The sequence below is a fragment of the Pseudomonas serbiensis genome (assembly GCF_030580745.1).
GTDB classification, from domain to species: Bacteria; Pseudomonadota; Gammaproteobacteria; order Pseudomonadales; family Pseudomonadaceae; genus Aquipseudomonas; species Aquipseudomonas serbiensis.
In genome coordinates this window covers 358,506-384,513 of the sequence record NZ_JAUQOO010000002.1, presented here as the reverse complement: position 1 = coordinate 384,513, position 26,008 = coordinate 358,506, and the positions used below count along the sequence as shown (strand labels likewise).

At 58.6% G+C, this 26,008-nt stretch carries 22 protein-coding genes and 1 pseudogene; 10 read left to right on the top strand and 13 right to left on the bottom strand.

Annotation, left to right across the window (positions count from 1 at the left end; all coding sequences use genetic code 11):
• Nucleotides 1–8 precede the first annotated feature (8 nt).
• Complete coding sequence (locus Q6A51_RS04710; RefSeq protein ID WP_304574226.1) at nt 9–680, top strand: GNAT family N-acetyltransferase; 672 nt, start codon at nt 9–11, stop codon at nt 678–680.
• Nucleotides 681–780: 100 nt separating this feature from the next.
• Here Q6A51_RS04710 and oadA read toward each other — a convergent pair whose 3' ends face one another.
• Together oadA and Q6A51_RS04700 are read right to left on the bottom strand one after the other, a co-directional pair.
• Nucleotides 781–2,586 carry a sodium-extruding oxaloacetate decarboxylase subunit alpha gene (gene oadA, locus Q6A51_RS04705; RefSeq protein WP_304574225.1) on the bottom strand — a complete coding sequence of 602 codons (1,806 nt, stop codon included), beginning with the start codon at nt 2,584–2,586 and terminating at the stop codon, nt 781–783.
• 102 nt (nt 2,587–2,688) lie between these two features.
• Nucleotides 2,689–4,104: an acetyl-CoA carboxylase biotin carboxylase subunit gene (locus Q6A51_RS04700; RefSeq protein WP_201001283.1), complete on the bottom strand. Its 1,416-nt coding sequence runs from the start codon at nt 4,102–4,104 to the stop codon at nt 2,689–2,691.
• 222 nt (nt 4,105–4,326) lie between these two features.
• Between Q6A51_RS04700 and Q6A51_RS04695 the strand changes: the two genes are divergently transcribed.
• The gene (locus Q6A51_RS04695) at nt 4,327–5,280 is read left to right on the top strand and encodes a LysR family transcriptional regulator (RefSeq protein ID WP_201019731.1); all 954 of its coding nucleotides are present in this window, start codon (nt 4,327–4,329) and stop codon (nt 5,278–5,280) included.
• On the opposite strand, the gene Q6A51_RS04690 is transcribed toward Q6A51_RS04695, so the two are convergent.
• The 3 genes and pseudogenes from Q6A51_RS04690 to Q6A51_RS04680 all read right to left on the bottom strand — a co-directional run bounded on the left by Q6A51_RS04690 (nt 5,231) and on the right by Q6A51_RS04680 (nt 9,075).
• Nucleotides 5,231–5,452, bottom strand: coding sequence for a PA3496 family putative envelope integrity protein (locus Q6A51_RS04690; protein ID WP_201019732.1), 222 nt, complete (start codon nt 5,450–5,452; stop codon nt 5,231–5,233). The genes Q6A51_RS04695 and Q6A51_RS04690 overlap by 50 nt on opposite strands.
• Nucleotides 5,453–5,505: 53 nt before the next feature.
• Nucleotides 5,506–6,413 (bottom strand): annotated as a pseudogene (hexR, locus tag Q6A51_RS04685) (transcriptional regulator HexR).
• Between the two features lie 169 nt (nt 6,414–6,582).
• Complete coding sequence (locus Q6A51_RS04680; RefSeq protein WP_304574224.1) at nt 6,583–9,075, bottom strand: putative bifunctional diguanylate cyclase/phosphodiesterase; 2,493 nt, start codon at nt 9,073–9,075, stop codon at nt 6,583–6,585.
• A 237-nt stretch (nt 9,076–9,312) separates the two neighbouring features.
• Between Q6A51_RS04680 and uvrD the strand changes: the two genes are divergently transcribed.
• From uvrD to Q6A51_RS04665, 3 genes are all read left to right on the top strand, one after another.
• Nucleotides 9,313–11,496: a DNA helicase II gene (uvrD, locus tag Q6A51_RS04675; RefSeq protein ID WP_304574223.1), complete on the top strand. Its 2,184-nt coding sequence runs from the start codon at nt 9,313–9,315 to the stop codon at nt 11,494–11,496.
• A gap of 228 nt (nt 11,497–11,724) precedes the next feature.
• Nucleotides 11,725–12,567: a Tim44 domain-containing protein gene (locus tag Q6A51_RS04670; RefSeq protein ID WP_201019735.1), complete on the top strand. Its 843-nt coding sequence runs from the start codon at nt 11,725–11,727 to the stop codon at nt 12,565–12,567.
• A 225-nt stretch (nt 12,568–12,792) separates the two neighbouring features.
• A complete protein-coding gene (locus tag Q6A51_RS04665) occupies nt 12,793–13,200 on the top strand; it encodes an SMI1/KNR4 family protein (protein WP_025262580.1) in 408 nt (135 codons plus the stop codon).
• A 28-nt stretch (nt 13,201–13,228) separates the two neighbouring features.
• Here the strand turns inward: Q6A51_RS04665 and Q6A51_RS04660 are convergent, their stop codons facing one another.
• Nucleotides 13,229–14,995: a cation:proton antiporter gene (locus Q6A51_RS04660; protein WP_201001292.1), complete on the bottom strand. Its 1,767-nt coding sequence runs from the start codon at nt 14,993–14,995 to the stop codon at nt 13,229–13,231.
• 310 nt (nt 14,996–15,305) lie between these two features.
• Here Q6A51_RS04660 and Q6A51_RS04655 point away from each other — a divergent pair, with 310 nt between their 5' ends.
• The gene (locus Q6A51_RS04655; protein WP_025262582.1) at nt 15,306–15,791 is read left to right on the top strand and encodes an acyl-CoA thioesterase; all 486 of its coding nucleotides are present in this window, start codon (nt 15,306–15,308) and stop codon (nt 15,789–15,791) included.
• A gap of 221 nt (nt 15,792–16,012) precedes the next feature.
• On the opposite strand, the gene pdxY is transcribed toward Q6A51_RS04655, so the two are convergent.
• A complete protein-coding gene (gene pdxY, locus Q6A51_RS04650; protein ID WP_304574222.1) occupies nt 16,013–16,879 on the bottom strand; it encodes a pyridoxal kinase PdxY in 867 nt (288 codons plus the stop codon).
• Nucleotides 16,880–16,993: 114 nt separating this feature from the next.
• On the opposite strand from pdxY, the gene Q6A51_RS04645 reads away from it, so the two are divergent.
• Nucleotides 16,994–17,386: a DUF3301 domain-containing protein gene (locus Q6A51_RS04645; protein WP_201001294.1), complete on the top strand. Its 393-nt coding sequence runs from the start codon at nt 16,994–16,996 to the stop codon at nt 17,384–17,386.
• On the opposite strand, the gene Q6A51_RS04640 is transcribed toward Q6A51_RS04645, so the two are convergent.
• Nucleotides 17,368–18,342, bottom strand: coding sequence for a CobW family GTP-binding protein (locus Q6A51_RS04640; RefSeq protein ID WP_304574221.1), 975 nt, complete (start codon nt 18,340–18,342; stop codon nt 17,368–17,370). The two genes, Q6A51_RS04645 and Q6A51_RS04640, sit on opposite strands and share 19 nt — an antisense overlap.
• Nucleotides 18,343–18,397: 55 nt before the next feature.
• Between Q6A51_RS04640 and Q6A51_RS04635 the strand changes: the two genes are divergently transcribed.
• Nucleotides 18,398–18,772, top strand: coding sequence for an NADH:ubiquinone oxidoreductase (locus Q6A51_RS04635; RefSeq protein WP_201019738.1), 375 nt, complete (start codon nt 18,398–18,400; stop codon nt 18,770–18,772).
• Here the strand turns inward: Q6A51_RS04635 and Q6A51_RS04630 are convergent.
• Complete coding sequence (locus Q6A51_RS04630; protein ID WP_304574220.1) at nt 18,769–19,419, bottom strand: DUF1826 domain-containing protein; 651 nt, start codon at nt 19,417–19,419, stop codon at nt 18,769–18,771. The two genes, Q6A51_RS04635 and Q6A51_RS04630, sit on opposite strands and share 4 nt — an antisense overlap.
• A complete protein-coding gene (zigA, locus tag Q6A51_RS04625; protein WP_201019740.1) occupies nt 19,419–20,627 on the bottom strand; it encodes a zinc metallochaperone GTPase ZigA in 1,209 nt (402 codons plus the stop codon). The genes Q6A51_RS04630 and zigA overlap by 1 nt, the downstream gene beginning before the upstream one ends.
• Before the next feature lie 211 nt (nt 20,628–20,838).
• Between zigA and Q6A51_RS04620 the strand changes: the two genes are divergently transcribed.
• Nucleotides 20,839–21,171, top strand: coding sequence for a glutamine synthetase (locus tag Q6A51_RS04620; RefSeq protein ID WP_304574240.1), 333 nt, complete (start codon nt 20,839–20,841; stop codon nt 21,169–21,171).
• 6 nt (nt 21,172–21,177) lie between these two features.
• Here the strand turns inward: Q6A51_RS04620 and Q6A51_RS04615 are convergent, their stop codons facing one another.
• Both Q6A51_RS04615 and Q6A51_RS04610 read right to left on the bottom strand, forming a co-directional pair.
• The gene (locus tag Q6A51_RS04615; protein WP_304574219.1) at nt 21,178–22,401 is read right to left on the bottom strand and encodes an N-acetylmuramoyl-L-alanine amidase; all 1,224 of its coding nucleotides are present in this window, start codon (nt 22,399–22,401) and stop codon (nt 21,178–21,180) included.
• 188 nt (nt 22,402–22,589) lie between these two features.
• On the bottom strand, nt 22,590–23,111 hold the full coding sequence (locus Q6A51_RS04610; protein ID WP_201019742.1) for a DUF3617 domain-containing protein: 522 nt from the start codon (nt 23,109–23,111) through the stop codon (nt 22,590–22,592).
• Nucleotides 23,112–23,258: 147 nt separating this feature from the next.
• Here Q6A51_RS04610 and cls point away from each other — a divergent pair, with 147 nt between their 5' ends.
• Complete coding sequence (cls, locus tag Q6A51_RS04605; protein WP_201001307.1) at nt 23,259–24,698, top strand: cardiolipin synthase; 1,440 nt, start codon at nt 23,259–23,261, stop codon at nt 24,696–24,698.
• 1 nt (nt 24,699) lies between these two features.
• Here cls and cfaB read toward each other — a convergent pair whose 3' ends face one another.
• On the bottom strand, nt 24,700–25,884 hold the full coding sequence (cfaB, locus tag Q6A51_RS04600; RefSeq protein WP_201019744.1) for a C17 cyclopropane fatty acid synthase CfaB: 1,185 nt from the start codon (nt 25,882–25,884) through the stop codon (nt 24,700–24,702).
• Nucleotides 25,885–26,008 lie beyond the last annotated feature (124 nt).

Here is a 26,008-nt window from a genome sequence, read left to right as displayed (position 1 = left end):
GTCTGCTCATGTCCGACACCCAACTCCACTGGCAGCCCGCTGCACTTCCCGGCAGCAAGACTCTGGAAGGCCGCTTCATTCGCCTGGAAAAACTCGACCCGACCCGCCATGGCGACGATCTCTGGCTTGCGCTCAATGGGCCGGACTCCGACCCGAAACTCTGGGATTACCTGCCTTATGGGCCGTTCAGCGAACGCGAGGCTTTCGACCTCTGGCTGGAGCGACATGCCAAGGACACTGACCCATGGTTCTACAGCGTGGTCGATCAGGCCACAGGCGTGACCGAAGGCGTGATCAGCCTGATGTCCATCGTCGCTGCTCATGGCCGGATAGAAATAGGTCATGTGACCTTTGGTGCCAGCATGCAACGCACCCCAAAAGGCACAGAAGCCATCTACTTGCTGGCCCGGGAAGCCTTTGCTCTGGGCAACCGCCGGCTGGAGTGGAAATGCAACGCCAATAACGCCCGCTCCCGGCGTGCGGCAGATCGCTTCGGCTTCAGCTACGAAGGGCTCTTTCGCCAGCATATGGTGACCAAGGACGTGAACCGCGATACCGCGTGGTATTCGATCATCGACAACGAATGGCCCGAGCTGCAAAAGGCTTTCGAGGCCTGGCTGGCTGTGGATAACTTCAAGGATGGGCAGCAGATCAAGGGGCTGGAAGCGTTTCGCGGATGACCGGGAAATAAAAAAGGGGAGCCACATGTGCTCCCCCGAGGAAAATCGTTGATCCGCGAAATGGCCTTTCGCGAATGAATTCGCTCCTACAGCGTTGCTGTCATTCGATCTCGACCAGGATCTCGCCAGGGTTGACCCGATCACCTTTGGCGACATGAATGGCGACCACCTTGCCGGCGATGGACGCCTGGACTTCGGTTTCCATTTTCATCGCTTCGGTGATCAGCACAGCCTGACCAGCCTTGACCGTATCGCCTTCCTTGACCAGCACATCGACAATGTTGCCTGGCATGGTGGTGCTGACATGGCCCGGTGCATGGGCTTGTTTGCGCTTGCTGGCTCCGCCGCCGACAAATTCGTTGAGCGGCTCGAACACCACTTCTTCCGGCATGCCGTCGATGGACAGATAGAAGTGGCGCTTGCCCTCCGCCTTGACGCCCACACCAGTGATATCCACACGGTAGGTTTCGCCGTGAACATCGATCACGAACTCGGTCGGTACGCCTTCTCCGCCCGCCTTGCCTACGCTGCCCGCTTCAGGAATCGGCAACAGCTCTTCAGGTTTCAGAGTCCCCGCAGCGCGCTCTTCGAGGAACTTGCGGCCAATGTCAGGGAACATGGCGTAAGTCAGCACGTCCTCTTCGGATTGCGCAAGATCACCAACCTCGCCACGAAGCTTGGTCATTTCCGGTTTGAGCAGATCGGCCGGGCGCACATCGATCAGGTCCTCGTTGCCGATGGCCTGACGACGCAGCCTGGCATCCACTTCACCCGGCGCCTTGCCGTAGCCGCCTTGCAGGTACAGCTTCACTTCGTTGGTGATGGTCTTGTAACGCTCGCCTGCCAGCACGTTGAAGAACGCCTGGGTACCAACGATCTGGGAAGTCGGTGTCACCAGCGGCGGATAGCCCAGATCCTTTCGGACACGCGGGATCTCGGCCAGCACTTCGCCCATACGGCTGAGAGCACCCTGCTCCTTGAGCTGGTTGGCCAGGTTGGAAATCATGCCGCCCGGCACCTGATTGACCTGCACGCGGGTGTCGACTGCGGTGAACTCGCTCTCGAACTGGTGGTACTTCTTGCGCACGGCGTAGAAGTACAAGCCGATTTCCTGCAACAGTTCCAGATCGAGGCCGGTGTCGAACTCGCTGCCCTTGAGAGCGGCAACCATGGACTCAGTACCCGGATGGCTGGTGCCCCAGGCAAAGCTGGAGATGGCCGTGTCGATATGGTCGGCCCCGTTTTCGACAGCCTTGAGCTGACACATGGCCGCCAGGCCAGCGGTGTCATGGGAGTGGATAAAGACCGGCAGCGATTGCTCGGCCTTCAATGCCTTGACCAGTTCGCCCGTGGCGTAAGGAGTCAACAGACCGGCCATGTCCTTGATAGCCACCGAGTCGCAACCCATGGCTTCCATCTGCCGCGCCTGCTCCACGAAAGCGCTGATGGTGTGGACCGGGCTGGTGGTGTAAGCGATGGTGCCCTGGGCATGCTTGCCCGCCGCTTTCACCGCTTCGATGGCGACCTTCAGGTTACGCACATCGTTCATGGCGTCGAAGATACGGAACACATCGATACCGTTTTCCGCCGCCTTGGCGACAAATGCCTGCACCACGTCATCGCTGTAATGGCGATAGCCCAGCAGGTTCTGGCCGCGCAGCAGCATTTGCAGACGAGTGTTGGGCAAGGCCACACGCAACTGGCGCAGGCGCTCCCACGGGTCTTCCTTCAGAAACCGCACACAAGCATCAAAGGTCGCACCGCCCCACACTTCCAGCGACCAGTAGCCGACCTTGTCGAGCTTGTCGCAGATCGGCAGCATGTCTTCGGTACGCATGCGGGTCGCCAGCAACGATTGGTGAGCGTCGCGCAGGATGGTGTCGGTGACAAAGATTTTCTTAGGCATGTTGGGGCTCCTTATAGCTGCAAGTTGCAAGCTACAAGCCTCAAGAAAAAGCCGATTCGCTCTTCCTTGTAGCTTGTCACTTGCAGCTTGCCGCTCAATTTTTTACAACCCTGCGTGGGCGGCGATGGCGGCAGCGATGGCCAGGGCCAACTCTTCGGGTTTGCGCTTGATCGAGTAATTGGTCAGTTCAGGGTGGCTTTCAACGAAGCTGGTGTTGAACTGGCCGCTGCGAAATTCCGGGTTGCGCAGGATTTCCTGATAATAGGCAGCCGTGGTCTTCACGCCCTGCAGGCGCATGTCGTCCAGCGCACGCAGGCCGCGGTCCATCGCTTCTTCCCAGGTCAGCGCCCAGACGATCAGTTTCAGGCACATCGAGTCATAGAACGGCGGGATCGTGTAACCGGTGTAGATCGCCGTATCCGTCCGCACGCCAGGCCCGCCGGGCGCGTAATAGCGAGTGATCTTGCCGAAACTGGGCAGGAAGTTGTTTTTCGGGTCTTCAGCATTGATCCGGAATTGCAGGGCAAAACCACGATGAATAATGTCTTCCTGCTTGATCGACAGCGGCAGACCGGACGCGATGCGGATCTGCTCGCGAACGATATCGATGCCGGTAATCTCTTCGGTGATGGTGTGCTCCACCTGAACCCGGGTGTTCATCTCCATGAAATACACCTCGCCATCGGCGAGCAGGAACTCCACGGTACCGGCATTCTCGTAACCCACTGCCTTGGCGGCACGCACTGACAGATCACCGATATAGGCACGCTGTTCGGGGGTCAGTTGCGGGCTGGGTGCGATTTCGATCAGCTTCTGGTTACGCCGCTGGATGGAGCAGTCGCGCTCGAACAGATGCACGACATTGCCGAAGCTGTCGCCGAGAATCTGCGCCTCGATGTGCTTGGGATTGACGATGCACTTTTCCAGGAAGACTTCCGCCGAGCCGAAAGCCTTGGTGGCTTCGGAGATCACCCGCGGGAAAGCCTGCTCCAGCTCGTCGCGGCTGTTGCAGCGGCGAATGCCACGGCCACCGCCACCGGAAGTCGCCTTGAGCATCACCGGATAACCGATGCGATCACCTTCAAGCAAGGCTTCCTGAATATCCGCGACGTTGCCTTCCGTACCCGGCGTGACCGGCACACCGGCTTTTATCATGCTGCGACGCGCTTCGGTCTTGTCGCCCATGCGGCGAATGACTTCTGCGGACGGGCCGATGAACTTCACGCCGCGCTCGGCGCAGATTTCCGCCAGTTCGGCGTTTTCCGAGAGGAAGCCGTAGCCGGGATGCAGTGCATCGCACCCGGTTTCCACTGCCAGGTTCACCAGCTTGCGCGGGTTCAGGTAACCGGCGAGAGGTTCAGCGCCAATGCTATAGGCTTCGTCGGCACGTTTGACATGCAAGGCATGGCGGTCGGCGTCCGAAAAGATCGCAACCGAGCGGATGCCCATTTCGGCGCATGCACGCACGATCCGGACGGCAATCTCTCCACGGTTGGCGATCAGGATTTTTGTTATCACTGGCATTTCCTCGACCATAAGGACAATCGAACCGGCAGAGCCGGTCGGCGCAAGGCCGCATTACGCAGTGTAGTTACTGTCTTTTTGTAACTGCGTATGTGGCTGAATGACGCAGGGACACCCTATGCCTGATCAGCGATTAATAAAAATGAGTAAAAATTGGGATAGGCATAAGCAAAAGCTTATAGTCAGTACTTAAGCCATTGGCAGGAGTTGTTGATCATGCGTAAGTCATTGATGCGTATGACATTGCGTCAGTTACGAATTTTCAATGAGGTGTGCGACCTGCGCTCCTACAGTCGCGCCGCCGAGGAAATGTCCCTCACTCAGCCGGCTGTCAGCCTGCAGATCCGACAGCTTGAAGAGCTGATCGGGCAGCCGCTGTTCGAGTATGTCGGCAAAAAACTCTACCTGACCGAAGCCGCCGAAGCGCTGCAACTGGCCAGCCGTGACATCTTCGGCCGCCTGGAAAGCCTGGATATGCAGCTTTCCGACATGCAGGGTTCATTGCAGGGCCAGTTGAAGCTGGCCATCGAGTCGAGCTGCAAATATTTCATCCCGCACGTGTTCGCAGCCTTCAAGCGCCAGCACCCGGAAGTCATCCTCAACCTGACCGTGGTCAACCGCGCCATGGTCATCCGGCGCCTGTCGGACAACCGCGACGATCTGGTGGTGATGTCCATGGTGCCGCAGGACATGGGCCTGGAGTTCCTGCCTTTTCTCAACAACCCGATTGTCGCCGTTGCGCCAGCGAGCCATCCGCTGTGTGATCGGGAGCAACTGAGCCTGAAAGACCTGGAGCCCTGGCCGCTGCTGATTCGCGAATCAGGGTCAGGAACACGAAGGGCCTGTGAGGAGTACTTCAAGGAAAAGCGCGTGCATTTCACCCAGACACAGGAAGTGTCATCCAGCGAAGCACAACGCGAATGCGTGGTCGCCGGGCTCGGGCTGGCGCTGCTGACCCGTCACGCCGTCAGCATGGAACTCGCCACCGGCGCCCTCAAGGAGCTGCCCGTGGCGGAGTTGCCGCTTTATCGCAGTTGGTGCGTGGTACAAGCCAGGGATAAACGCCTGTCTCCCGTCGCTCACGCCTTCCTTGCGTTCATCCGCACCGAACGTGCGCAGATCAGCCAGCTTGTCGAACGCTTCGACGGACGTCCTCGGACGGCTGGTTAGCCTGCCAGTGGTTACCGGTCATGCTGTCCATGTAATCGCAGAGGTCCTGATTGAGCTGCCGCGCTTCGCAGTAGCTTTCAATCGCGCGACGAAACTCCATTCGGCGCTGGTCTTCCTGTTGACGACGAGTCTTGACGGTGCTGTTGGGTAAGTCATCGTAATGCCGAGCCATGTCCTGTCTCCCAATACGTTGCGGGAGTACAGAGTGGCGCGAGGGCATGACGATCAGGCGGCGAATGCGTGACAAGTTGATGAAGGTTCGCCCCTCAATCCTCGTGGGCCTTCACCGACTTGGGCGACAGTCGCAGGCTGCGCAGACTGCGTTTGACGCTCTTGAGGTGGTTGACCAGGCTCGGGCCGCGAGCCATGGCGACACCCATCGCCAGCACATCGATCACGACCAGATGCGCAATGCGCGAAGTCAGCGGGGTGTAGATTTCGGTGTCTTCATGTACATCGATGGCCAGATTGACCGACGACAGCTCGGCCAGAGGTGTCTGGCTCGGGCATAGCGTGATGAGCGTTGCGCCGCTTTCGCGAACCAGGTTCGCCGAAATCAGCAAGTCCTTGGAGCGGCCGGACTGGGAAATGCACACCGCTACATCGGTCGGCTTCAAGGTCACCGCCGACATTGCCTGCATGTGCGGATCGGAATAGGCCGCAGCGCTCAGCAACAAACGAAAGAACTTGTGCTGGGCATCGGCCGCCACAGCGCCCGAAGCGCCGAAACCATAGAACTCCACCCGATTGGCGCCCGCCATGGCGGTCACGGCCAGTTGCAAGGCATGGGGATCAAGGTTCTCGCGCACTTCCATGAGGGTGTGCAGCGTAGTGTCGAAAATCTTCAGGCTGTAATCGGCAACCGAATCATCTTCGTGAATCGCGAACTGCCCGAAGCTTGCGCCGGCTGCCAGGCTTTGCGCCAGTTTGAGCTTAAGGTCCTGAAACCCCGTGCAGCCAATGGCACGGCAGAAACGCACGATGGTCGGCTCACTGATCCCGACGCTATGAGCAAGGTCAGCCATGGAACTGTGCATCACAGCCGCAGGATCAAGCAGCACATGGTCGGCTACCTTGAGCTCCGACTTGCGCAGCAAATTACGTGACTGGGCGATGTGTTGCAGCAGATTCAAGAGGCAGACTCGCTAGTGGTGCGGTTGGCGGGTTGTAGCTTTCTTGTAGTTATACTACATGACCTGCGAGCCGCCCAGTTAAACGAGCCCTGAACGTCATACACAAGCCTTTGAATGACAAATTCTTCTTTTTTGTGGGAATAATCCTACATTCCAGAGGACTGCTACCTCACCGGGATCGATCCAGCAAACCTGCCATCACCGAAGCTTCGATCGGCCGACTGATCAAATAGCCCTGAACCTCGTCGCAACCCTGCGCCTTGAGAAACTCCAGTTGTTTTTCGTTCTCGACACCTTCAGCCACGACCTTGAGCCCCAGGCTGTGAGCCATGGAGATGATCGCCTGAATGATTGCCGCATCTTCCGTGCCGTCATCCAGGCCGCGGATAAACGCCTGGTCGATCTTTACGTAATCCACCGGGAAGCGTTTCAGATAACTCAATGAAGAGTAGCCGGTGCCAAAGTCGTCGATGGCCAATTTCACGCCCAGTTCGCGTAACTGCTGAAAGGTCGAGATGATATGTTCGACGCTGTCCAGCAACTGGCTTTCGGTCAGCTCAAGCTCAAGCAACTGCGGAGCCAGCCCCGTTTCATCCAGCACTTGCCGCACCAGACTGACCAGCTTGCCCTGACGCAACTGGTGGACCGACAGGTTGACCGAAACGCGGATCGGCTCCAGCCCCTGACGCTGCCATTCACAAGCCTGCCAGCAGGCCTGACGCAGAACGAACTCCCCGATATCGCCAATCAGGCCGGTTTCTTCGGCCAACCCGATGAACTCACCCGGCGGCACCATGCCCCGTGTCGGATGGTTCCAGCGCACCAGCGCCTCTGCCGCATCCAGGCGACCATTTTCCAGCAGCATCTTGGGTTGATAGAAGACTTGTAGCTGGTGATCTTCAATGGCTTTACGCAACTGGATCTCCAGTTGCAGGCGCTCCAGAGTGCTGGCTCGCAGGCTTTCGGTGAAGAACTGGAAGTTGTTGCCGCCCAGATGCTTGGCATGCCGCATCGCCATGTTGGCCTGGCTCACGAGTGCCGAGATTTCCCGGGCAGAGTCGGGCAGCAGACTGATCCCCACCGAGGCACTGATGACCAGTTCGTTGCCCGCCACCGATAAAGGCGTGCGCAGTTTGCTCAACAAACGGCTGGTGACCCGCGCCAGACTGGAAAGGTTGGCATAGGCATCGAACAACACCGCGAACTCATCGCCAGACAGGCGCGCAATGGTGTCCGCCTCCGGCATGGCGCTGATCAGTCGACGGGCAACGTGCTTGAGCAACTGGTCCGCAACTTCATGCCCCAGGCTTTCATTGAGCAGCTTGAAACGATCCAGATTGATATGCAGCAGTGCCAGGCTTCTTCCGCCCTGACGCACACGCTGATTGGCTTCACGCAGGCGCTCCTTGAACTGCGAGCGATTGGCCAGCCCCGTCAACTCATCGAAATAGGTGAGGTAGCGCATGCGCTCCTCGGACTCACGATTAGCCGACAAGTCTGTAAAGAAGCCGACTATATGACTGACATTCCCTGCAATATCGCGCACGACATTCATTTGCAGCCATTGCGGATACAGCTCGCCGTTTTTACGCGCCTCCACCAGCTCGCCCTGCCAGCTTCCTGTCTGCTCCAAGGCATGGTGAATCGCCTGGAAGTGGCGGCGAGCATCGCGACTGCTGGCGATATCCATGACCTGACGCCCCACCACATCCTCAGGCGCGTAGCCCGTGAGCCGGGAAAAAGCCTGATTGATGGTGAGAATCCGGTACTGCGGGTCGAAAATCATGATGCTTTCGCTGACCGCATCGAAAACTTTCTCGGCAAGACGCGGCGGGCTTTTGCTCAAGGCCAGATTGGCCGCCTCCAGCTCCAGGGTGCGCTGCGCAACCCGCTCCTCCAGCCCGGCTTGCGCCTCGCGCAGGCTATGCTCGGCCTGGCGGCGCTGCTCGACTTCCCTGGCCAGGCTTTCATTAAGTTCATCGCCCTTGGCCTGGGCTTGCTGCAAGTGCTCGATCAGGGCCTGATTCTGAAAGCGCTGCAACAGGCTGCGCAGTATCAGGCGATTGATCTGCCAAGCCACGACGATCAGAGCAAACAACAGAATCAGGCCGAGCCAGCCCCAGCCGCGAAAGGGCACGTCGCCGCCCAGAAACAGATAAACGATCGGCGGCAACAGGCATGACAGGCTGAAGGTAAGGAACGCGGTGAGGCTGACGGCGTAGGCCACACTGGCACACAGCGTCGCACCACCGATCATGCCGAACACCCAGGCCTGTTGCTCGAAACTGGCCACAGGCACCAACGCCATGGCCGCACAAGCCAGCGTCAGGCCACTGACAGCGGCACCCAGCAGAAACATTCGTCGCCAGACAGGCCGGGCCTGACGCTCAGGGGATGCCGCCCGAAACGCGGCAACCTGGATGATTCGCAGGCCCACAAGTACCGCCAGCCAGAGCAGCCAGATACTGACGAGCACGTAGCGTTCAGGGCTCCAGAGCAGCCATGCGCAGACCAGACCACTGACAAGCATGAACAAGGTCGGCAGCAACGACCCCTGATAAAGCAGGCGCGTGCGCTCGACCCTCAACCGGGTAGCGAACTTCTTGCGAATACCCCGTCGGCTGGTGTCAGAAGCATCGTGGGCGCTGAAGCTGAAAGGCATGGCTGGGTTCTTGTATTTGATAGGGCCTTGGCGTGTGTCGAGCATACACAAGCGCTGAGCCAGACCAAACTGCCACTACCATAAAACTGTGACGTTCAAAGCATTGATCAAAGGGCATCAGGCACAACGGACGCTGTCTGTAGCCTGAGATGACCGATCGTCAGCATCGACGACTTTTTTATTACCCATGACAAAGCATGGTTTGCCCGCCATGGCGCAGCACCCTAGAATGCGTCGATGCGCGATGATCTCTCTCTCCTTCTCAATTCCCTCAACGATGCCCAGCGTCAGGCCGTAGCTGCCTCTCTGGGTCGTCAGTTGGTCCTGGCCGGCGCTGGTTCCGGCAAAACCCGTGTGCTGGTGCATCGCATCGCATGGCTGATGCAGGTCGAGCAAGCCTCCCCGCATTCGGTCCTGTCGGTGACATTCACCAACAAGGCCGCAGCCGAGATGCGTCATCGCATCGAGCAATTGATGGGCATCAGCCCGGCAGGCATGTGGGTCGGCACCTTCCACGGTCTGGCGCACCGCCTGCTGCGGGCACACTGGCAGGAAGCGGGGCTGGTACAAACCTTCCAGATTCTGGACAGCGACGATCAGCAACGGCTGGTCAAGCGCGTGATTCGCGAACTGGGGCTGGACGAACAGCGCTGGCCGGCACGTCAGGCCCAGTGGTTCATCAATGGCCAGAAAGACGAAGGCCTGCGTCCCAAACACATCCAGGCCAGCGGCGACCTGTTCCTGGGCACCATGAAGTCGATCTACGAAGCCTATGAAATCGCCTGCCAGCGCGCCGGCGTCATCGACTTCTCCGAGCTGCTGCTGCGCGCACTGGACCTGTGGCGCGATCATCCAGGCCTGCTGGCGCATTATCAGCGGCGCTTCCGCCATGTGCTGGTGGACGAATTCCAGGACACCAACGCCGTGCAGTACGCCTGGTTGCGGCTGCTGGCACAAGGCGGCGACAGCCTGATGGTGGTCGGCGATGACGACCAGTCCATTTATGGCTGGCGTGGCGCGAAGATCGAGAACATTCATCAGTACTCGTCGGACTTCCCGGATACCGAAGTCATCCGCCTTGAACAGAACTACCGCTCGACGGCAAGCATTCTCAAGGCTGCCAACGGCTTGATCGTCAACAACAGCGGTCGCCTGGGCAAAGAGCTGTGGACGGACGTGGGCGATGGCGAGCTGATCAACCTGTATGCCGCCTTCAACGAACACGACGAAGCGCGCTACGTGGTCGAAACCATCGAAAGCGCCTTGAAGACCGGCCTTTCGCGTAACGATATCGCCATTCTGTATCGCTCCAACGCCCAGTCGCGAGTACTGGAAGAAGCCTTGTTGCGCGAGCGTATTCCTTACCGCATCTACGGCGGCCAGCGATTCTTCGAGCGCGCCGAGATCAAGAATGCCATGGCCTATCTGCGCCTGCTGGAAGGCCGTGGCAACGATGCCGCGCTGGAACGGGTCATCAACGTCCCGGCACGCGGCATTGGCGAGAAAACCGTCGAGGCTATCCGCGAGCATGCGCGCCACACCGATATCTCCATGTGGGAGGCAATGCGCCAACTGGTCGCCAACAAAGGCCTGACTGGCCGGGCAGCCGGAGCCTTGAACGTTTTCATCGAACTGATCGAGAACCTGTCGGCCAAGGTCATGGAAATGCCCTTGCACCTGATGACCCAGACCGTCATCGAGCAATCGGGGCTGATCGCCTACCACCAACAGGAAAAAGGTGAAAAAGGTCAGGCCAGGGTGGAAAACCTTGAGGAACTGGTCAGCGCTGCGCGCAACTTCGAGAACAATGAAGATGACGAAGAGCTGACCCCGCTGGCGGCTTTCCTCGGCCATGCATCGCTGGAAGCGGGCGACACCCAGGCTCAGGAGCACGAAGACAGCATTCAGCTCATGACCCTGCACAGCGCCAAGGGCCTGGAATTCCCTTATGTGTTTCTGGTGGGCATGGAAGAAGGACTGTTCCCGCACAAGATGAGCCTGGAAGAACCGGGCCGTCTGGAAGAAGAGCGCCGCCTGGCCTACGTCGGCATCACCCGCGCCATGCAACAGCTGGTGATGACCTACGCCGAAACCCGTCGTCTGTATGGCAGCGAGACTTACAACAAAGTGTCGCGCTTCGTCCGCGAGATTCCGCCGACGCTGATCCAGGAAGTGCGCCTGTCCAATAGCGTCAGCCGTCCTTTCGGTGGCACCCAGAAAGTCAGCAACAGCAGCCTGTTCACGGGCACCGGCATCCCCGAAACCCAGTTCACCCTGGGCCAGCACGTACAGCATGCGGTATTCGGTGAAGGCGTAATCCTCAACTTCGAGGGCTCCGGCGCACAGGCCAGGGTGCAGGTCAACTTCTCTGAAGGCAGCAAGTGGCTGATGATGGGTTATGCGAAGCTGGTGCCGATCTGATCGGACTCCGTAGGAGCGAATTCATTCGCGAAGAAAATATTCGCGAATGAATTCGCTCCTACGGCGGCGTATAAAGAAAATTCCCACAGAACTTTATTTCCTCGCCTACCGCCCAAATAGACAGGTCTTACGGGATTTGTGCAAAAATCCGAAACATTAACGCACTAGCCATGGACTGCCCTCCTGTGCAACATGGCGCGCATGCATTCATACAACGGGAATACCCTTATGCAACGTTTTCTAAGCATGGCTCTGGCGCTGTGCATCGGGCTCACCATGAGTCTGGATGTGAACGCCGCACGTTTTGGTGGTGGCAAGAGCATGGGCTCGGCACCGTCGCACCAGGCACGCCAGGCCGCTCCGGCTACTCCAGCCGCAGCCCCTAACGCTGCCGGTCGTCCGGCCGCTGCTGCCAGTGGCGCTTCGCGCTGGTTAGGCCCATTGGCCGGCATCGCTGCCGGTGGCCTGCTGGCTGCAATGTTCATGGGTGATGGCTTCAACGGCCTGCAGATCTTCGACATCCTGATCATGGGCCTCATCGCCTTCCTGATCTTCCGCTTCATTGCGCGTCGTCGTCAGCAGCAACAGCCGAAAATGGCCGGTGCCGGTGCTCCTTACCAGCGTGAAACCAGCCAGCCAGCGCAAAACTCTATCTTCGGTGGCGCTTCGTCGGCCCCTGCCGCTCCGGTCATCAACGCTCCGGCCTGGTTCAACGAAGAGCGCTTCCTGGAAGCCGCCCGTAGCCACTTCCAGTCGCTGCAGCAGCACTGGGATGCGAACGAGATGGACAAGATTGCCGAGTTCGTAACGCCACAAATGCTGCAGTTCCTGAAAAAGGAACGTGCTGACCTTGGCGATGCCTTCCAGTCGACCTACATCGACAACCTGAACGTCCAGCTGGAAGGTGTGGATGATCGCGCTGACAAAACCATCGCGACCCTGACCTTCTCCGGCATCTCCAAGACTTCGCGCTTTGATCAGGGCGAAGTGTTCAGCGAAAGCTGGAACATGGAGCGCGCCCAGGGCGACAACCAACCTTGGCTGGTTGCCGGTATTCGCCAGAACGGCTGATCCCAGGCATATCCAGCAGCACCGAACCCCGGACCTGTTCCGGGGTTTTTATTTTTAGTCACCTGCAGCTAACAAAAGCAAGTCTGAAAGGTCCCACGCTTGATGTGAATTGAAAGCAGGCCGACCAGGATTTTTCGTACAGAGCCTATCCGATCGGGTAGTTATTTTGAGAAAAGCTTTAGGCTACTGTATAACCCGCGCCATCAAGCTTAGAGGACCCATGTCGTGGAAGAAGTCATCGAACAACTGCGTGAACAAAACGAGCCGGTTCCGGTTCCCCTCGAACTGCCTGACGAGGACCAACTCGTCGAGATCGAGGAACAGCTGTTTATCAATATCCCTTACGTCTTCAAAGAATTTCTTCTGACCGTCAGCGACGTCGTGTATGGCAGCCTTGAGCCAGTCACCGTGACCGACCCTCAGTCACACACCTATCTGCCGGATGTAGCCGCGACTGCGTGGGATCTGGGTGTGCCTCGTGAACTGATCCCGATCTGCCAGGACGGCGACGACTATTACTGCGTCGAAGAAGACGGCACTGTGGTGTTGTGGTCCGGCGAAGAAGAGCTGGTGACCGAAGAGAACTGGGAATCTGTCTGGCACTGGGCACGGGATGTCTGGCTGGAAAGCTGAGACACCCCGCAAGAAGGTATCGCCGGGCTCAATGCCCGGACGACTCCTGATTGTTGTTGCCCAGCGTTTCCAGCAAGGCAATCTGCATCCGCGTATGCACGCGAATGAACCAGCGCCACAGCAATGCTGCAACCACCGCCGCAATCAACACGATCACCAGCAGCAGCTCGCTTGTCGGCAGAATGCTCGCCGACAGGGCTGCCAGCAGGATGAAGATCACCACCAGCGACAGCAACGGAATCACCTCCGCCACCACCTTGCGCACCCGCACGGTGTGACGCCCGGCCATTTCCGGCTTCACGCCCATCTCGGCCAGCAGCATCGATAGCGCCTTGAGCTTGCGATACGCCGCAATCAGGAACGGCAGCGACAACAGTAAGGCCGCTCCGCAGATCCAGGCTTTCTGCTGGCCCACATCGCTGACCCATTCATTCATGTAAGCGCCAATGCGTCCGGCAAAATAGCCGCCGCTGAAGAAGATAGCGATCACCAGCGCCAGGTTGACCCCGACCTGCAGCAATATCCGCCGGATCATCGACGCCAGCACCGCGCCCTGCCCTTGTGGCTGGATGCTGCGCAGCCATTCGCCGTACATGCCGAACACTCGCGCCATCCGGCGAGGCACCACAGCAGCCAGTTTGAGCGACAGCGGGTCGGCAGCGCGGATCAGGTACGGGGTCAGCAGCGTGGTAATGGCCGAAACGGCCACAGCCACGGGATACAGAAAATCACTGGTGACCTGCAAGGTCATACCCAACGCCGCGATGATGAAGGAAAACTCGCCAATCTGTGACAGCCCCATGCCGACGCGCAACGAAGTCCGGCCATCATTACCGGCAATGAAAGCCCCCAGCCCGCAGGACAGCATCTTGCCCAACACCACTGCGACGGTAATCAGCGCGATGGGCCATGCATATTCCAGCAGGACTTTGGGATCGATCATCAGGCCAATGGCAACAAAGAAGATGGCGCTGAACATGTCGCGAATAGGCTCGATCAGGTGCTCGATTTTCACCAGTTGACGAGACTCGGCCATGATCGCGCCAATCAGGAACGCCCCCAGCACCATGCTATATTCCAGCTTCACGACCAGCAGACAGAAACCGAAACACAGGCCCAGTACAGTCACCAGCAGCATTTCGTTGCTTTCAAACTTCGCGACGTAGGACAGCAGGCGCGGCACCAGCAGAATGCCGACCACCAGGGCCACGATCATGAACAGCGACAGCTTGCCGACCGTGGAGAAGACTTCGCCTGAGCTGACCGAGCCGCTGACAGCAATCCCCGACAGCAAAGCGATGATGCCGATCCCCAGAATGTCTTCGACGATCAACACCCCGAAGATGAGTTGGGCAAAGTGCTGGTTCTTCATCTTCAGGTCGTTGAGGGCCTTGACGATGATGGTGGTCGAGGAAATGGCCAGGATCGCGCCCAGGAACAGCGAATCCATGGTTTTCCAGCCAAAGAACTGGCCGATTTCATAGCCGATCCAGATCATCAGGGCAATTTCGAGGAAGGCCGCAATGAATGCAGTGGCTCCCACCTTGAACAGCTTGCGCAGGCTGAACTCCAGGCCCAGGCAGAACATCAGGAAGATCACCCCAAGCTCGGCGAGGGTCTTGATGGTCCCTTCATCGTGAATCAGCCCGACAGGCGGTGTATGCGGGCCAATGATGAACCCCGCCACGATATAGCCCAGTACCACCGGCTGCTTGAGGCGATGGAAGAGAATAGTCACCACACCCGCCACCAGCATGATCACTGCCAAATCCTGGATAAAATTGACGGCATGCATGGGTGTGGCTCCTTATTGAGAAATGATGCCTACCTCTCCCGAGTAGCCAGCAAAGCTGAAAAATCGGAAGCTGCATCAAGAAAACGCGGCTAAAAGCGTAAGAAAAAACCCGATCCACGGGTTTTGGGAGAGTAACACTGCACCCGTCGAGAGAAAGCCGGTGCAATATATGGAAACAGATAGATTCGCAGGCGTGACGGCATTGCATCAGCCAACGTCCCGATAACTGTCTGTTGCAGGTAATAGAACCACCCTCGTGAGCGCCGGCACAAGGCGCCACTCATGATGACCTTGACCGTGTGAGTACGCTATGGAACCCGGAAACGCCCAGCTGTCGATGACTGTATTGATGACCCCGGACATGGCCAACTTCTCTGGCAATGTACATGGCGGTACTTTGCTCAAGTATCTGGATGAAGTCGCTTACGCCTGCGCCAGCCGTTATGCCGGTCGCTACGTGGTGACGCTGTCTGTGGATCAGGTGATTTTCCGCGAGCCGGTTCACGTCGGTGAGCTGGTGACCTTTCTGGCCTCGGTGAACTACACCGGCAATACCTCGATGGAGGTCGGGATCAAGGTCGTGACCGAGAACATCCGCGAGCGCTCGGTGCGTCACAGCAACAGTTGCTTCTTCACCATGGTCGCGGTGGACGACAACCGCAAGCCAGCCAGCGTCCCGCCGCTGGAGCCGGAAACCGCCGAAGGCAAACGCCGCTTCATCCAGGCCCAGCAACGCCGCCAGATTCGCCAGGAGCTGGAAAAGCGTTATCAGGAGATCAAGGAAGAATCCCTGTAATACGTTGTTCGCAAATGAATTCGATCGGCAGGAGTAATGCCAATCAGTTAAGGCGCAAACAAAACGTGTAGGAGGCAGCTTGCTGGCGAAAATGCCTGTGAAACCGGCAGATATTCTGCGTCTGTACGCTGAAGTCGCCAGCAAGCTGCCTCCCACAAAGTGATTTATGACCTTAAGTGATCGGCATTAATCGGCAGGAGCGAATTCATTCGCCAAGACCATTACAACCGCACCGCCTCAAACCGCACCCGCGGATGGGCAATCCGGTCCTGTGCCCGCACCAGCTCCAGCTCGTAGCTGCCACAGGCCTGGGTTTCCAGCAGCACTTCATGCACTGCCGCAGCCGTGAACTCGAAAGCGGCCACCAGATCATCACCCAGCAGCACACGCGCCAGGAACAAGCCGGACGTCAGATCACCCACACCCACCGGCTGACGCGGAAAGGCCAGCAGCGGACGACGCAGGTGCCAGCTGGCATCGGCGGTCACCAGCAACATTTCAAAACCATCCGCCGCCTTGCCGGGGTAATCCAGATGCTTGACCAGCACAGCCTTGGGGCCTCGCGCCAGTAACGATCTCGCCATGGCCAGGCAATCGAGAAGGGACTCGGGCTTGCGACCGGCAAAGCTGTCCAGCTCCAGCTGGTTCGGGCACATGAAATCCGCCACTGCCGCTGCTTCTTCCAGCAGAAAATCGCTGACCTCGGCCGGAACGATGCAGCCCTTCTCGGGATGCCCCATCACCGGGTCGCACAAATACAGCGCTTTGGGATTGGCCGCCTTGATACGCGCCACCCCCGTCAGAATCGCCCGCCCCTGCGCCGCGCTGCCCAGATAGCCGGAAAGCACGGCATCGCAGTTGCCCAGTTCACCAATTGCCGCAATACCCTCGATCAACGCCGGGATCTGCTGCGGAGCCAGCACTTCGCCGGTCCATTGCTTGTATTGGGTGTGGTTGGAGAACTGGACCGTATTGAGCGGCCAGACATTGACCCCGATACGCTGCATAGGGAACACCGCTGCGCCGTTGCCTGCGTGGCCGAACACCACATGGGACTGGATGGCGAGCAAGTGAGGTGTACGTTTCATGGGAGGATCCTGAACACGATGCAAGTGCAGTAATAAGAAATTTAAGTCGCGCAGTATGGCTGTAAATCACTTCGGGCAGTTAAGCTGAAGACTCCTGAGTAGGAGCACTCTGCCATGTTGACCCTGGGAAACATTTTCGTGCTGATGCTGTTCGCAAGTGCGGCAGCCTGGTTGTGGCATGCCCACGGTCTGCGCGAGCGAGCGCTGGAGCGGGTCAAACAGCATTGTGCCCGGCTCGACCTGGAACTGCTCGACGGCAATGTCGCTCTGCGTCGTCTGGCTTTCATCCGCGATGCTCAGGGCCACAAGCGTCTGGCCCGTATCTACGGCTTCGAGTTCACCGTCACCGGAGAACAACGTCACCCCGGTACGATCACGATGTTCGGTGCCCATTCGGCCCAGATCGAACTCGCACCCTACCCGTTTGAAATTAAAACGCCACCACCTAGCGCTGAAATCATCGAAATGAACAAGTGGCGCGAGACTCATCAGCAACGCAAGCAGTGAGCCAATTGCGTCTGCAACATGACGCTGTCCTGCGGCGTCGCAAAGATCAATTCCAGACGCGAATCCTGGCGCCACTCGCTGCCTTGCCATTCAAGTTGCGAGCCTTCCAGCCCATTGGCTGAAAACCAGCCGTCGGGGCTGTGGATAACCATCTTGGCGCGCCGCCACGTCAGGCTTTCCAGCCATTGCAGCAGCTTTGCCCGATCGAACTGCCGGGAAGGATGCCAGCGCCAGCCGATACTCCAGCCGTCCGGGCTCTCCTGGCTCTGACGGATCGGCTCGTTCGGATCATTCCAGACAGCAGGCAATTGCCCGAGGCCTGGGGGCAGAATGAGGTTATCCACAGCACGGTTATCCACAGCTCCGTGCTCCAGAAAACCGGGCAGTTGCGCCAACGCAAGCTGGCCTTGCTCAACCCAGATCAGCGAATGCTCCGGCAATGCCTCGGCCAAACGCCTGCGTGACGCATCGTCGATACCCTGCGCCTTGTTCATCACCACCAGACCAGCATCCGCCAACGCATCCTGCTGGGTAACCGGTAGCGGCTGACCTGCCGCCATGCTGATCGCATCGAGCACCATCACGCCAGGTTGCACACTGAGCACACCCAGCCATGGTGCCTGGCGCAACTGGGCCATGAGTTGTGCGGGATGCCCCAGGCCCGAAGGTTCGATGAACAGGCGGGCGGGCCTGGCCTTGCGCAGCAGGCGTCCCAGGCCGATCTGAAACGGCACGCCGTTGACGCAGCACAGGCAGCCGCCAGCCACTTCGCCAAGTGCGATACCATCGGCATCCACGGTCAAAAGCGCAGCATCCAGACCGATCTGACCAAACTCGTTGATCAGCACCGCCCAGCGCTCATCGGCCGGTTTCTGGCTCAGCAGATGCCTGATAAGGCTGGTCTTGCCGGCGCCCAGCGGGCCACCGATCACATGGGTCGCAATGTTCTGCAGCATCTGGAGTCGCTTCTGGAGAGTGTCGTTTGCAAACAATGATGAAGGAAAGCTGACAATGCGAGCCATCAGGCTGCCTGTTCGATTGGCGTTGATGCTGCTGACAATGGCATCGGGCAAGGTATTGGCCCAAGCGTGTCTGGTGCACAGCCAGGCTGAGAGGTTAGACGTCAAAGTCTGTCAGGAAAACCTGAATATCCCGGAAGACCTGTTCCGCGACGGCTTCTGCCAACCGCAACTGGCAGGCCAGAAAACAGAAGTGACCTTCTCGCAAAGTTGTCCGGCAGGTGCCTTTGGCATATGCAGCAACGCACAGGTTGCCAATATGCCCTATCACGAGAATATCCACTATTACGGCATTGCCAGCGACGCGCTTTACCTCAAGCCGTTTTGTGAGGGGCAAAGCAAGGGCAAGTGGCTGACGCCCAATTAGGCCAGCCAGTCCAAGGTCAGGATCAAACGCCGTTCGTTGCGCTCCAGTTGTGGCGAACGATGCACCAGCCCCAAACCTTCGTTACCGCTCCAGCGCTCGCCCTTGAGCAAGGCGACTTCCCCGCAATGGATCTGCTGGATACGGCTCGGGTCCTGCGGTTCGGCCTCTGGGCTGCCAAGTTGTTTGCGGTCGATGGCGTGTTCCTTGAGCCACTGGCTGCCGATCCCGGCATAGGTAGTAACCAGACGCACCGGTACGTGATCGACGTGAAAGCGCGGGCACATGGCTTTGTCCAGCGCCCGCAAGCGCAGGCCGACACATTCAGCGCCCAGCAGGCATGCATAAGCACTGACCAGCCATGACACGTCTGCGATAAACCCGTCATACCCCTGCAAGTCGGCATAGCCCGAGGCCAGGCCTTGCAGATTGGGCTCGACATCACCGCCCTGCACTTCCAGAGTCATGGACTCCGACAGGGGCTCGTTCAGGGACAACAGCAATGCGCCGAAATCCTCGATATGCGCGGGCAATTGGCGCTGCCAGACCGACAGGTTGACGCCGTCTTCCAGCACCTGCCCCAACACTTCGGGCGTCTCGCCCTGCACCTGACGGGCACGGGGCTGAAACTTCAATACGGGTGCCAGCATCAGGCAGCCTCCTCGTCGTACCAGTCACCAAACGGGTCAGGCAACAGGCGCCAGCTCTCCGCGCCCATGGCCAGTTCGTCGTCGGTAAGCAAACAGTCATCCAGCTCTGCGATCAGTTGGGCGAAGTCGATGTTTTGCCCGATGAACACCAGCTCCTGACGGCAATCGCCGGTTTCAGGCGACCAGTTGTCCATGATCGACGTAATGTTCTCCTGATCCTGCGGCCAGTGCGCGCGACTCACGAAGCGCCACCAGCGGCCTGCAAAACCATGCCGCATCAGGCCGCCAGCCTGGGACCAGCTGCCCGCATCCTTGTATTTGCTCGCCAGCCAGAAGAAGCCCTTGGAGCGCAGCAGTTTGCCGTTGGTCCATGGGCGATCGATGAAGTTGAAAAAACGCTCTGGATGGAAAGGACGACGCGCCCGGTAAGCCGTGGAGGCGATGCCGTACTCTTCGGTTTCCGGCACATGCTCGCCACGCATTTCCTTGAGCCAGCCCGGCGCCTGGGAAGCTCGCTCGAAATCGAAACGACCGGTGTTGAGGATGGTCGATAACGGCACCTCGCCCATCACCATCGGCACGATCTCGGCATGGGCGTTGAGGCGCTTGAGGATGGCCATCAGCTCTTCACGTTCGCTGGAGCTGATCAGGTCGATCTTGCTGAGCAGGATCACATCCGCGAACTCGATCTGCTCGATCAGCAGATCGGTAATCGAGCGGTCATCCTCTTCGCCCAGGGTTTCGCCACGGGTGGCCAGGCTTTCGGAAGCCTGATAATCGAGCATGAAATTGACGCCATCGACCACCGTCACCATGGTGTCCAGCCGCGCCATGTCGGCCAGGCTCTTGCCCGCTTCATCGCGGAAGGTAAAGGTTTCGGCCACCGGCAAGGGTTCGGAAATGCCCGTGGATTCGATCAGCAGATAATCGAAGCGCCCATCCTGAGCCAGACGGCTGACTTCTTCGAGCAGGTCTTCGCGCAACGTGCAGCAAATGCAGCCGTTGCTCATCTCGATGAGCTTTTCTTCGGCACGATTCAGGCTGACATCACGCTGAACTTCGCCGCCATCGATATTGATCTCGCTCATATCGTTGACGATAACGGCCACTCGCAGGTTTTCGCGGTTGCGCAGCACGTAATTGAGGAGGGTGCTTTTCCCGGCTCCAAGAAAACCGGACAAAACGGTAACAGGCAGACGATTGGGCATCAGGATTCTCGGGCCAGGTTGCAAGGCTTGCACCTTGTTGATATAGGCTGCACCGGGCCTGTTATCGACACCGTTGGCAGCCAGCTCTAATCACCCGACAATGTTATAGTATAACGATGCAAAATTGCCAACCTGTTCGACAAAGGGCGTCTGCGTGAAACACATTTCAAAAGGCTTGTTCACGTTACTGCTATTGATCAGCACACAAATAATGGCGGCAGGCCCGCGGCCCGGCGTAGATATGGCGACCTGTACCCGTAGCGCGAACCTGCTGGCGTGCAGCGATGCGCAAGGCAATGGCTATAGCGTCTTCACCGCAGGTTCGACCACGTATTTGCGGGGCTATGAGGTGATTGGCAAAAAACGCTGGGCGCAGACCAACAGCCGGTTTGATCAGTTGACCTTCTTCACCGGCCTGGCCTCGAATGGCGATGCCTGGATAGGCACCATCCAGCGTATCGGCTGGACCACCATCACACGGGTTTCCAGCTCCGATGGCACACGCAGCAAGATCACTTGCAGCCGTCTGAATGGCTGCCACTGAGCAACGTCAGGCTTGCGCCTGTTTCTTCTGCTCCTGAACCCAAGCCATGTGGGAATCCAGCGGCGGGTTGCGCTGGAAGTAACGCTGCAAGCCCTCGAACAAACCATCGGCCACGGCCTGCTGATGGCGTGCAGTCACCAGTCTCTGGCTATCGCGGCTATTGGAGATGAACCCCGTCTCGACCAGAATCGAAGGCACGTCCGGTGACTTGAGCACCGCAAACCCCGCCTGTTCCACGCGCTTCTGATGCAGTGTGGTGATGCCTTCCAGGCTGCCCAGCACGGTATGGCCCAGTTGCAGGCTGGCGGCGATGGTAGCGTTCATCGACATGTCGAGAATCACCCCGGCCAGCATCGGGTCCTTGTCCTTGAGATTGAGCAACGAGGTGGCGCCCAGCAGGTCGGCGCCGTTTTCACGCTGGGCCATGAACCGCGCCGTCGCCGATGTCGCGCCGCCTTCGGACAAGGCAAACACCGAAGCGCCGGAGGCTGTCAGCCGCGGCGCAGCATCGGCATGCACCGAGATGAACATGTCGGCCTTGGACTTATGGGCAAACTCCACACGCTTGCGCAGGGGAACAAAGAAATCATCGTTGCGTACCAGCCGCACATCGAAGCCTTTCTCACGTTTCAGACGCTTGGCCAGCAATTGAGCGATGGACAGCACAACGTCCTTTTCCCGCTCGCCTCGGGAACCGACAGCGCCAGGGTCCTTGCCGCCATGCCCGGCATCGACCACCACCATGATGTCGCGCTTGGGATGAGCCTTGTCGGAAACCTGAACCGGAGGCGGCGGCGCGACAGCAGCCATCTGCACCGGCGCGCTGGCAGTAGAACTCAGGTCCAGTACCAGGCGGTGCCCCTGCCCGCCTTCCGGCCCGAGCAGAAAACTGCTGAGCTGCACAGGCGCGGTGAGATCAAGCACGATGCGAGTGTCATCACCATGCCCGTAATGCCCGGAACGAATCGACTTGATCACCGTTCGATCCAGCGCCAATTGGCTGAAATCCCCGGTCAGCCGCGAACCGCTGACATCGATGATCAAGCGGTCAGGCGCAGCCAGCGTGAAAGTCTTGTATTGCACAGGCCCGCTCAAATCGAGCACCAGCCTCAGCTTGTCATCGCTGCGCCACAGCCGGGCATTGCGAATCTGCGTGGCGTAAGCCCCAAAAGGCAAGGCCAGCGCAGCGCTGGCCAGAAGCATATTGAGCAGGATTTGACGTCTGTGCATGGCAGGTCTCACGAAACAAGGCGAGCATCCCGGCTCATGAAAAGTATCACCGCAACAATAGTAATAATATAACACCACGTTACAAGTGAAACTTGAAGCCTTACATGAAGATTGGCGCTGTCGAGAAACCTGCAATCAGGGGCAGTAAGTGCATGACCGAAAAGAAAAATGTTCCACGTGGAACGTAATCAGTTTCGTGGAGCCACTGCACCACATTGCGGCCCTAACCAGACAGCCCGTGTGTCCATGCTGCCATTCTGTTGCTGGCCTGTAGCGTTGAAGGTGCCGACCACTTTGGTGGTGAACTCACGGTTACTGAGAAACTGGGCCTGCCCGGTACCTTGCGCCTTGGGGCAACTGAACTGGAAGTTCCAGGTCTGACCGTTACGTGCGGTGATCTTTTGCGAGCAGCCGGATTTTGGATCGGTAAGAGGAATATTGTCCGATTTGACCTGCGCCTCGGTCAGGCAGAATCGCACGCCTTGCCCACCCAGCGTGACGCCTTGTTTTTGCATCATCTGTTCCATCATGGCGCGCTGCTCGGGAGGCAGGTTTTTCAATTGGCCCAGCATCAGTTGCAGATCCGGCAGCGCCTGACCATCGACCTGCATGTTGCTGGAGGTCAGTTCCCACAAGCCAGGTTGCAGCACCTGAGCATGAGCCACAGGTGCAGCCAGACAAAACATCAACGCCAACGCGCGTTTGTTCATTAAAAAGATTCCTCGTAAGAACATTACCCAGATAGGCCGCATCTTAGACGACATAAGCTGTAACCAGTTGCACCCGGATCAAAATAGCGACAATCCCGAGCGGCTATGGTCTGTTGTAGGCGCAAAGTTAAGGAGCATCGTTTACCTATGGATTTCCATAGCCCGTATTTCTTCGGCTACGTCCTGGCTTTCATTCATCTGGTGGGCGCAGTTGCTGCCATCCATGCATTGCTGACCGTGCGCACCGCGCAAGGCGCGATTGCCTGGGCGATGCCGCTGTTCTTCATTCCTTACTTCACCCTGATCCCTTATCTGGTCTTCGGGCGCAGTTCGTTTGATGCCTATATCAAGGCCCGGCGTGACGCCAACAGCGAAATGCGCAACGCTATCACCAACCTGAACTGGCGCCCCTGGATCGAAGAAGCCGTCGCCGCGCGCCGCTCGGATGCTTACGCATCGCTGCGCGCCATGCCCAAGCTCGGGCGCATGCCGGCTCTGGCCAATAACGAGGTCAAACTGTTGATCAATGGCAAGGCCAGCTTCGATGCCATGTTCGCGGCCATCGAGCAGGCCCGGCAGACGGTTCTGGTGCAGTTCTTCATCATTCATGACGATGACCTTGGGCGTCGCCTGCAAACGCTGCTGCTGAAGAAAGCCGCCGAAGGCGTGGCGATTTTCGTGCTCTATGACCGTATCGGCAGCCATGCCCTGCCCGCCTCCTACAGCGAGAAGCTGCGCGCAGGCGGTGTGCAGATCAAGGCCTTTGCCACCCATGGCGGCTGGCTCAATCGCTTCCAGATCAACTTCCGCAATCACCGCAAGATAGTGGTGGTCGACGGGCTGAAAGGTTATCTGGGCGGGCACAACGTCGGTGATGAATACATGGGGCTCAAACCGCCCCTGTCGCCCTGGCGCGATACCCATGTGCAGGTCATCGGTCCGGTGGTCGCCTGCCTGCAGGAGTCGTTCGCCGAAGACTGGTTCTGGGCCACCCGCGAACTGCCGCCCATGAACCTTCCCGAATCATTTCCTGAACAGGGCGTGCTGTGTCAGTTACTGGCCAGCGGTCCGGCCGATGCCCAGGAAACCTGCTCGCTGTTCTTTGTCGAAGCCATCCACGCGGCGACCGAGCGGGTGTGGATCACCAGCCCTTACTTTATCCCTGACGAAGCCGTCTCGGCAGCGTTGCGCCTGGCAGTGCTGCGCGGTGTGGATGTGCGACTGCTGCTGCCTTCGCGCCCCGACCATTACGTGGTGTACGCCGCCTCCAGCCTGTTCGCCTTCGATGCCGTGCGGGCTGGCGTGCGAGTGTTCCGCTACAGACCGGGCTTCCTGCACCAGAAGGTGGTGCTGGTGGACAACGAGATCACCGCCATCGGCAGCGCCAATCTGGACAACCGCTCGTTCCGGCTGAATTTCGAGCTGATGCTGCTGACCGTCGATACGGACTTCGCCCGTGAGGTTGAAGCCATGCTGAGTGCCGACTTCAACCTGAGCCACGAGATATCCCTTCAGGAAAGCCGCGAAACCCGCCACCTGCACCAACTGGGCATGCGCGTGGCGCGGTTGATTTCGCCGATCCTGTAAATCACCGATAGATGTCTTCACGGGTCAACGGCAAACCGTTCCCGCCATCGGCAAAGGGTTTGACGGCCAGGATCTGGTGCAGATTGATCCAGCCCTTGGCGAATGCATACGCGCAGCCTGCCAGGTACAGCCGCCAGATACGCAGGGTGTGTTCCGGCACCATGGCGGCAGCCTCGCTCAAGCGCGCCTCAAGACGAGCACTCCAGTGCTCCAGCGTCCTGGCGTAATGCAGACGCAGGCTTTCGACGTCGACGATTTCCAGGCCTGCTTCACTGATATGCGCGCTGATCATCGCCAGATGCGGCAACTCGCCGTTGGGGAACACATACCGGTCGATGAACTCCCCAGCTCCACGCCCAACCGGACGGCCATCGGTATGCAAGGCCGTAATCCCGTGATTCATCACCAGACCACCCTCCTTCACGGCACCAAACAGGCGTTGGGTGTAGAGCGGCAGGTTGCCGTGGCCCACATGCTCGAACATGCCCACGCTGACCACCTTGTCGAAACGCTGGTCTTGCGGCAGATCGCGGTAGTCGAGCAATTGCAGCTCGACCCTGTCCTGCAAACCCTCGGCCTTGACCCGCTCCCGGGCAAGCGCCAGTTGCTCATGGCTGAGGGTGATCCCGAACACCTTCACCCCATACTCACGCGCCGCAAAACGTGCCAGACCGCCCCATCCACAACCGACATCCAGCAGGTACTCACCGGGCTTGAGGCGCAACTTGCGGCACAGATGCTGAAACTTGTCCTGCTGCGCCTGCTCAAGCGTTTCCCTTCCCGTCTTGAAGTAAGCGCAGGAATAAACCATCTCCGTATCGAGCCATAGCTGATAGAAGTCGTTGGACAGGTCGTAGTGATAGGAGATCGACGCCGCGTCGGTGGCTTTATCGTGCTGAGTGCGCACAGGAGAGATGGAGTCTTCATTCACCAGCAAGGCGTGAGTCAACTCGTCACAAACCCTCACGACTTCACTGATCGAACCTTCCAGCTCCAGACGCCCCTCCACGAAGGCGCTACCCAGCAGGCCGAGGCTGGGATGCGTGAAGTCGGAAACCAACATCGGGTCTTTGACGAAAATCGTGACACTGGGCGCAGGCCCCAGATCCAGCTCATGACCGTCCCAAAGCTTGAGACGCAATGGCAAGTGGAGATTCTGCAAGGCCGTTGGAAGTTGCACATTCATATGAGTTGCCCCCCTATCCAGAAGCTGGAGAAAGGTAGTCCAGACGGTTCAGTCAGAACCGAGGCTATTGGCATGAAAGAAAAACTACCGGGAACGGCCTTGTGCCCACTGATTCGAGCCAAAC